Origin of the sequence: Mesorhizobium sp. M7A.F.Ca.US.002.01.1.1 (genome assembly GCF_004022955.1) — a bacterium.
Lineage (GTDB): Bacteria > Pseudomonadota > Alphaproteobacteria > Rhizobiales > Rhizobiaceae > Mesorhizobium > Mesorhizobium ciceri.
In genome coordinates, this window is record NZ_RZQE01000379.1 from 1 (window position 1) to 5,870 (window position 5,870).

Sequence of the window (5,870 nt, forward strand, 5' to 3'; positions counted from 1 at the left end):
CCCAGGGCTCAAGATCGGTCTGGTCGGCATGAACCGGCTCTTCGGGAACCTCGGGCTGCGAAGCGTTCGCTGCTTCCTCGGCCTTCGCCTCGTCGGTCTGCGCCCCCTGCGTGGCGGCGTCCTCGTCGGCGATGCGTGAGACGGCGCCCGGCTCGAGATCGATGGTCACCGGCTCGCGGCGGCTTTTCGAGTGTCGCATCTTCGGCGTCTTGACCATGCCTGGGCTCCGCACATTCGCTTCGTCTCAACGCCTGGCGGCGCATGATGGTTCAGAAAGGGTCTAGCACATCACCAAGCGGTGAAAAGGGGCGGTGTGATGACGCGGCTCAGCGCGGCGCCTGCAAAAGCGCCAGCAATGCCTCCTCGTCAGGTTGCGCGGCAATGCGGATCCTTTCGCCGGTGGCATCGTCGAAGGCTGCGGCGATGCGAGCGGAAAGCGCAAAAACCCATGTTTTTTCGAAGAGACCGCGCAGAGCGGGCCGTCTTGCCAACATCTGCATCGCCGCCGCCGCCTTGGCTGAATAGAGCAATACCGCGTCGGCAGGTTGCCCCGACAGGCGTTCGAGGGTGACTTCGTCCGGATAACCCACTGTCAGCGTGTCATAGGTCTCGACGGCGTGGACCCGAACGCCCGCCGTCCCGAGCCTCTGTTCGAACGCCGGAAACCGCACGCGCCCACACAGGTAGACAATCGTCTTTCCAGAAAAATCGGCAGCGAGAACGTCGGCCAGCGCCTCGGCATCGCCCGGGCCTTCACTGACCGACAAAAACCCCGCTTTGCGGGCAGCTTCCGCAGTCCGCCTACCGACGGCATGACAAGGCAAGGCGGCGAGCGTCGCGATGATTTCTTCCGGCGCATGGCGCATGGCATTGGCGCTTGTGACGGCCTCCGCGACGGCATCGTCCGGGATCAGTCCGGCAGCGGCGGGCAACGCCTTTGTTTCGGGCAGGGGCAAAAGAAACCGCCGAAAAACTGCCTCCTCCAGCCGATGCGCTGTGCGCGAAGCACCCGGTTCCGGCCTGGTCACCAGGACGCGAAGCATTTCAGAGCCAGCCGTCGAAGAACTTTTCGCCGGCCCTGGCGCGCACGCTCCGGGCCGCTTCGCCGCCGATGCGGGCGGCGTCTTGCGCCGATCCCTGCAGCTCGACCGTGTGTGACTGTGTGCCGTCGGGCGAGATGATCAGCCCGGCAAAAGACAGCTTTCCGGCCTCGATCGCCGCATAGCCGGCGATCGGCGTGCGGCAGGAGCCATCGAGCGCCGCTAGGAAGGCACGCTCGCAGGCCAACGCCTGGCCGGTCGGCACATCATGAACGGCCGCCAGCATCTTTTCGACCTCGCGGTCGCCGATACGAGTTTCGATGCCGATCGCGCCTTGCCCCGGCGCCGGCGGGAAGACATCGAGCGGTATCAGGTCGGTGACGACATGCTCGAGCCCAAGCCGCTTCAGCCCGGCATAGGCCAGGATCGTGCCGGCGGCGACGCCTTCGTCGAGCTTGCGCAGCCGCGTCTGCACATTGCCGCGGAACATCACCACGTCGAGATCCGGCCGCATCCGGCGGATCAGCGCTTGCCGCCGCAGCGACGACGAGCCGACTTTCGCCCCGCGCGGCAGTTCGGCGATCGTCTTCGCCGCTTTGCCGACAAAGGCGTCGCGTGCGTCCTCGCGCGGCAGGAAGGCCGACAGTTCGAGGCCGTCGGGCAGTTGCGTCGGCATGTCTTTCGACGAATGCACGGCGATGTCGATCCGGCCGGCCAGCAGCGCCTCCTCAATCTCCTTGGTGAACAGGCCCTTGCCGCCGGCTTCCGACAGCGGCCGGTCCTGAATGCGGTCGCCGCTGGTCGAGATGACGACCACCTCGAACGCCTCCGCCGGCATGCCATGCGCGGCCATCAGCCGCGCCTGCGTTTCATGCGCCTGCGCCAGCGCCAGCGGGCTGCCGCGTGTTCCGATTCTCAAGATTGTTTGCATGGCGCGCAGTCCGTGATAACCCCCCGGCAAGCGAGGCTTTTCCGGGGTTCTCCTAACGGGGAAAGCCCCATGATACAATCTTTAGGGACAGCGACGAATTGATCCGCGTGCTGGGCATAGAGACGAGTTGTGACGAGACCGCCGCCAGCGTGGTGGCCATCGACGGCGACGCCGCGCCAAAAATCCTGTCCAACATCGTGCTCAGCCAGATCGAGGAGCATGCCGCTTTCGGCGGCGTCGTGCCGGAAATCGCCGCGCGCGCCCATGTCGAGGCGCTGGACGGCATCATCGAGGCGGCGCTTGCCGATTCGGGCACGGCGCTAGCCGATATCGACGCGATTGCCGCCACCGCCGGCCCCGGCCTGGTCGGCGGGCTGATCGTCGGGCTGATGACCGCCAAGGCAATCGCCGCGGCGGCGAACAAGCCGCTGATCGCCATCAACCACCTCGAAGGCCATGCGCTGACCGCAAGGCTGACCGACGGGCTCGACTTTCCCTATCTCTTGCTGCTGGTCTCCGGCGGCCATACGCAAATCGTCGCCGTGCGGGGTGTCGGCGACTACCAGCGCTGGGCAACGACTATCGACGACGCGCTCGGCGAAGCCTTCGACAAGACGGCCAAGATGCTCGGCCTGCCCTATCCCGGCGGACCGAATGTCGAAAAGGCGGCACAGGCCGGCAACGCCTCGCGCTTTGCCTTTCCGCGTCCGATGAAGGGCTCGGCCCAGCCCGACTTCTCCTTCTCCGGCCTCAAGACCGCCGTGCGCCAGGCGGCGAGCGCCATTGCGCCGCTGAGCGACCAGGACGTCGCCGACATCTGCGCCTCGTTCCAGGGGGCCGTAGCCGATGCTCTGGCCGACCGTGTTTCTCGCGCGCTGACGCGCTTTCGCGAGACATTTCCCGGCACCAGGAACCCAGCCCTCGTCGTTGCCGGTGGTGTCGCCGCCAACCGCACGATCAAGACCATGCTGGAGCGGCTCTGCGCCGAGACCGGCTTCACCTTCATTGCGCCGCCACTGAAACTTTGCACCGACAATGCGGCGATGATCGCCTGGGCCGGCATCGAGCGGCTGCGCGAGGGCATGGCGCAAGAGAACGGCTTCGATTTCGTGCCGCGCTCGCGCTGGCCGCTGGACAGCATCTCGGCGCCGATGGTCGGCTCCGGCCGGCGCGGAGCCAAGGCATGAACGAGGTGGCAATGAGCGGCAACGTCACCGCGCCAAGCGGCTGGCGCGTTGCCGTGCTCGGCGGCGGCGCCTGGGGCACTGCCTTGGCCTTGGCCATGCTGCGCGCCGGCCATTTCGTCCGCCTTTACGCGCGCGATCCGGAGACCGTCGCCGCGATCGACCGCGGCGAAAATCCACGCTACCTGCCGGGCATTACGCTCCAGCCCGGCATCGTGGCGACGAGCAACATCCAGGCCACGCTCGACGGTGCCGATTGCGTGCTGGCGGTGACGCCGGCGCAGTCGCTGCGGGCGACGCTGGCGGCCGCGAAGGACCATATGCCGGCCGGTATCCCGCTGGTTCTGTGCGCCAAGGGCATCGAAAGCGAGACTGGCGCGTTGCTATCGGCGATTGTCGAAGAAATCCTGCCGCTCAATCCGGTTGCCGTTTTGTCGGGCCCGAGCTTCGCCAACGACGTCGCCCGCGGCCTGCCGACGGCCGTTGTGGTCGCCGCCCGCGACGAGGTGTTAGTCGCCGATCTCGCCGCCCCCTTTTTCGCCGAAAACCTGCGCTGCTATTCGAACGACGACCTGATCGGCGTCGAGATCGGCGGCGCCTTGAAGAACGTCTTTGCCATTGCCGCAGGTGCCGTCACCGGGGCGGGTCTCGGCGCCAGCGCCCAGGCCGCCATGGTGACGCGCGGCTTTGTCGAATTGCGCCGCATCGGCGCTGCCTTCGGCGCCAGGCCCGAAACGCTGATGGGGCTTTCCGGCCTTGGCGACCTGCTGCTGACCTGCTCGTCCACCCAGTCGCGCAATTTCGCCTATGGGTTGGCGCTCGGGCAAGGCAAGCCACTTGCCGGATTGCCGCTGGCAGAAGGCGTGCCGACGGCGGCGATCGCAGCCCGCATTGCGACCGAGCGCAACATCGACGCGCCGATCATTGCCGCCGTCGCCGCCATACTGGATGGCACCATCACCGTCCGGCAGGCCGTGACGGCGTTGATGACCCGGCCGCTGAAGACCGAAACCAACGATTGATCCCCACGACTTTGAACGATCAGGAGAAAAAATGCTGTTTGCTGTGATTTGCAAGGACAAGCCCGGAAGCCTGCAGGTGCGCCTCGACACGCGGCCCGAGCATGTTGCCTTTCTCGAGGGGTTGAACGGCGACAAGAAGCTGGCATTCGCCGGTCCGTTCCTTGACACTGAAGGCAAGTCCAATGGCAGCCTCGTGGTCGTCGAAGCGCCCGACCTGGCTGGCGCCCAGGCTCTGTCGGCCGCCGACCCCTACGCCAAGGCCGGGCTGTTCGAAAGCGTCGAAATCCGCCCGTGGAACTGGACGTTCAACAAGCCGGCGGCTAGTTAAATCCCGGTCGCCAGCGCGACTCCAAGGAGGAGAAAGACATGAACTACTGGCTGTTCAAATCCGAGCCATTCAAGTTCTCCTTCGAGATGCTGAAGGCCAAGGGCAAGGCCGGCACGCAATGGGACGGCGTGCGCAACTACGCGGCGCGCAACAACATGAAGGCGATGCAGATCGGCGATCTCGGCTTCTTCTACCACTCCAACGAGGGGCTGAACATCGTCGGCATCGCTGAAGTCTGCGCGCTTGCCCATCCCGACACCACGTCCGACGATCCGCGCTGGGAATGCGTCGACATCCGCGCCGTAAGGGACGTACCGAACCCGCCGACGCTGGAACAGGTGAAGGCCAATCCCAGGCTTGCCGACATGGCGCTGGTGCGGCTCGGACGGCTTTCCGTGCAGCCGGTGACGCCGGCCGAATGGAAGGAAGTCTGCCGCATGGGCGGCTTGACGCCGGCTCCGTGACGGCGCTCACGCCCAACAGTGCCAAACAGTTCATTCTCGACAACACGGCGCTGATGGCGCCGCCGCACGTGCCGGAGATCCTGCTTCATCTTGCCGACGAAGCGCATGACCTGTGGCAGCGGACCGAGGAAGAGCTGGTCGAAATCGGCCTGCCGCCGCCCTTCTGGGCTTTCGCCTGGGCCGGCGGCCAGGGCCTTGCCCGCTATGTCCTGGACAATTCCGGCACGGTGCGTGGCAAGCACGTGCTCGACTTTGCTTCCGGCTCCGGCCTTGTCGCCATCGCCGCTGCCAAGGCCGGTGCCGCCAAGGTGATCGCCTCCGACATCGATCCGTTCTGCGCCACCGCGATCCGGCTCAACAGCGAGATCAACGGTATCGGGACCAAATTCCTCGGCACGGATTGCATCGGCACCGATGCAGGTTGGGACGTGGTCCTGGCCGGTGATGTTTTCTATGACAAATCTTTCGCTGACCGGCTGGTGCCATGGTTCGCAACGCTGAAGGCGCGCGGCGCCGAAATCCTTGTCGGCGATCCCGGCCGGTCGTATCTGCCGAAGACAGGGCTGGAGCCGCTTGCGGTCTATGAAGTGGCCGTCACGCGGGCGCTGGAGGATGCGCTGGTCAAGCGCACGACCGTCTGGCGGTTCGCTTGACGCGATCGCCGAACAGGCGTTCCATAACATCCAGATCAGAGGGGGGGAGCTCATGGATTTTTCAGCAGTGAACTGGCTGGCGGTGGTCGCTGCCGCGATCGTGGCGTGGCTGTTCGGCGCCGCCTGGTACATGAGCCTGAGCAAGCCGTGGCTGAAGGCCGCCAAGCTCGATCCGGCCACGATGAAGAAGTCGCCGCTGCCCTTCGTCGTCAGCTTCATCGCCGAACTGGTCATGGCCACCATAATGG

At 65.8% G+C, this 5,870-nt stretch carries 8 protein-coding genes and 1 pseudogene; 6 read left to right on the forward strand and 3 right to left on the reverse strand.

Annotation, left to right across the window (positions count from 1 at the left end):
• The 3 genes and pseudogenes from EN932_RS27125 to hemC all read right to left on the reverse strand — a co-directional run.
• Window positions 1-217 (reverse strand): annotated as a pseudogene (locus EN932_RS27125) (phage tail protein); the annotation flags it as partial.
• 109 nt (window positions 218-326) lie between these two features.
• Window positions 327-1,043 (reverse strand): uroporphyrinogen-III synthase, encoded by a 717-nt coding sequence (locus EN932_RS27130; protein WP_128369211.1) that lies wholly within the window; start codon window positions 1,041-1,043, stop codon window positions 327-329.
• 1 nt (window position 1,044) lies between these two features.
• A complete protein-coding gene (gene hemC, locus EN932_RS27135; RefSeq protein ID WP_127388435.1) occupies window positions 1,045-1,971 on the reverse strand; it encodes a hydroxymethylbilane synthase in 927 nt (308 codons plus the stop codon).
• Window positions 1,972-2,072: 101 nt separating this feature from the next.
• Between hemC and tsaD the strand changes: the two genes are divergently transcribed.
• The 6 genes from tsaD to EN932_RS27165 form a co-directional block, all read left to right on the forward strand.
• Window positions 2,073-3,158: a tRNA (adenosine(37)-N6)-threonylcarbamoyltransferase complex transferase subunit TsaD gene (tsaD, locus tag EN932_RS27140; RefSeq protein WP_198327618.1), complete on the forward strand. Its 1,086-nt coding sequence runs from the start codon at window positions 2,073-2,075 to the stop codon at window positions 3,156-3,158.
• Entirely contained in the window at window positions 3,155-4,177 is a 1,023-nt protein-coding gene (locus EN932_RS27145; protein ID WP_128369212.1) for an NAD(P)H-dependent glycerol-3-phosphate dehydrogenase, read from the forward strand. The genes tsaD and EN932_RS27145 overlap by 4 nt, the downstream gene beginning before the upstream one ends.
• Window positions 4,178-4,208: 31 nt before the next feature.
• Entirely contained in the window at window positions 4,209-4,505 is a 297-nt protein-coding gene (locus EN932_RS27150; RefSeq protein WP_013528905.1) for a YciI-like protein, read from the forward strand.
• Between the two features lie 38 nt (window positions 4,506-4,543).
• The gene (locus EN932_RS27155) at window positions 4,544-4,969 is read left to right on the forward strand and encodes an EVE domain-containing protein (RefSeq protein WP_063173341.1); all 426 of its coding nucleotides are present in this window, start codon (window positions 4,544-4,546) and stop codon (window positions 4,967-4,969) included.
• On the forward strand, window positions 4,924-5,622 hold the full coding sequence (locus EN932_RS27160; RefSeq protein WP_206519223.1) for a methyltransferase: 699 nt from the start codon (window positions 4,924-4,926) through the stop codon (window positions 5,620-5,622). The genes EN932_RS27155 and EN932_RS27160 overlap by 46 nt, the downstream gene beginning before the upstream one ends.
• 52 nt (window positions 5,623-5,674) lie before the next feature.
• Window positions 5,675-5,870: DUF1761 family protein (locus tag EN932_RS27165; protein ID WP_128369213.1), on the forward strand; the 196-nt coding region annotated here is incomplete at its 3' end.

Coding starts and splice junctions, on each gene's coding strand:
- EN932_RS27130 (WP_128369211.1), bottom strand. CDS start 1,043: ATGCTTCGCGTCCTGGTGACCAGGCCGGAACCGGGTGCTTCGCGCACA.
- hemC (WP_127388435.1), bottom strand. CDS start 1,971: ATGCAAACAATCTTGAGAATCGGAACACGCGGCAGCCCGCTGGCGCTG.
- EN932_RS27145 (WP_128369212.1), top strand. CDS start 3,155: ATGAACGAGGTGGCAATGAGCGGCAACGTCACCGCGCCAAGCGGCTGG.
- EN932_RS27150 (WP_013528905.1), top strand. CDS start 4,209: ATGCTGTTTGCTGTGATTTGCAAGGACAAGCCCGGAAGCCTGCAGGTG.
- EN932_RS27155 (WP_063173341.1), top strand. CDS start 4,544: ATGAACTACTGGCTGTTCAAATCCGAGCCATTCAAGTTCTCCTTCGAG.
- EN932_RS27160 (WP_206519223.1), top strand. CDS start 4,924: ATGGAAGGAAGTCTGCCGCATGGGCGGCTTGACGCCGGCTCCGTGACG.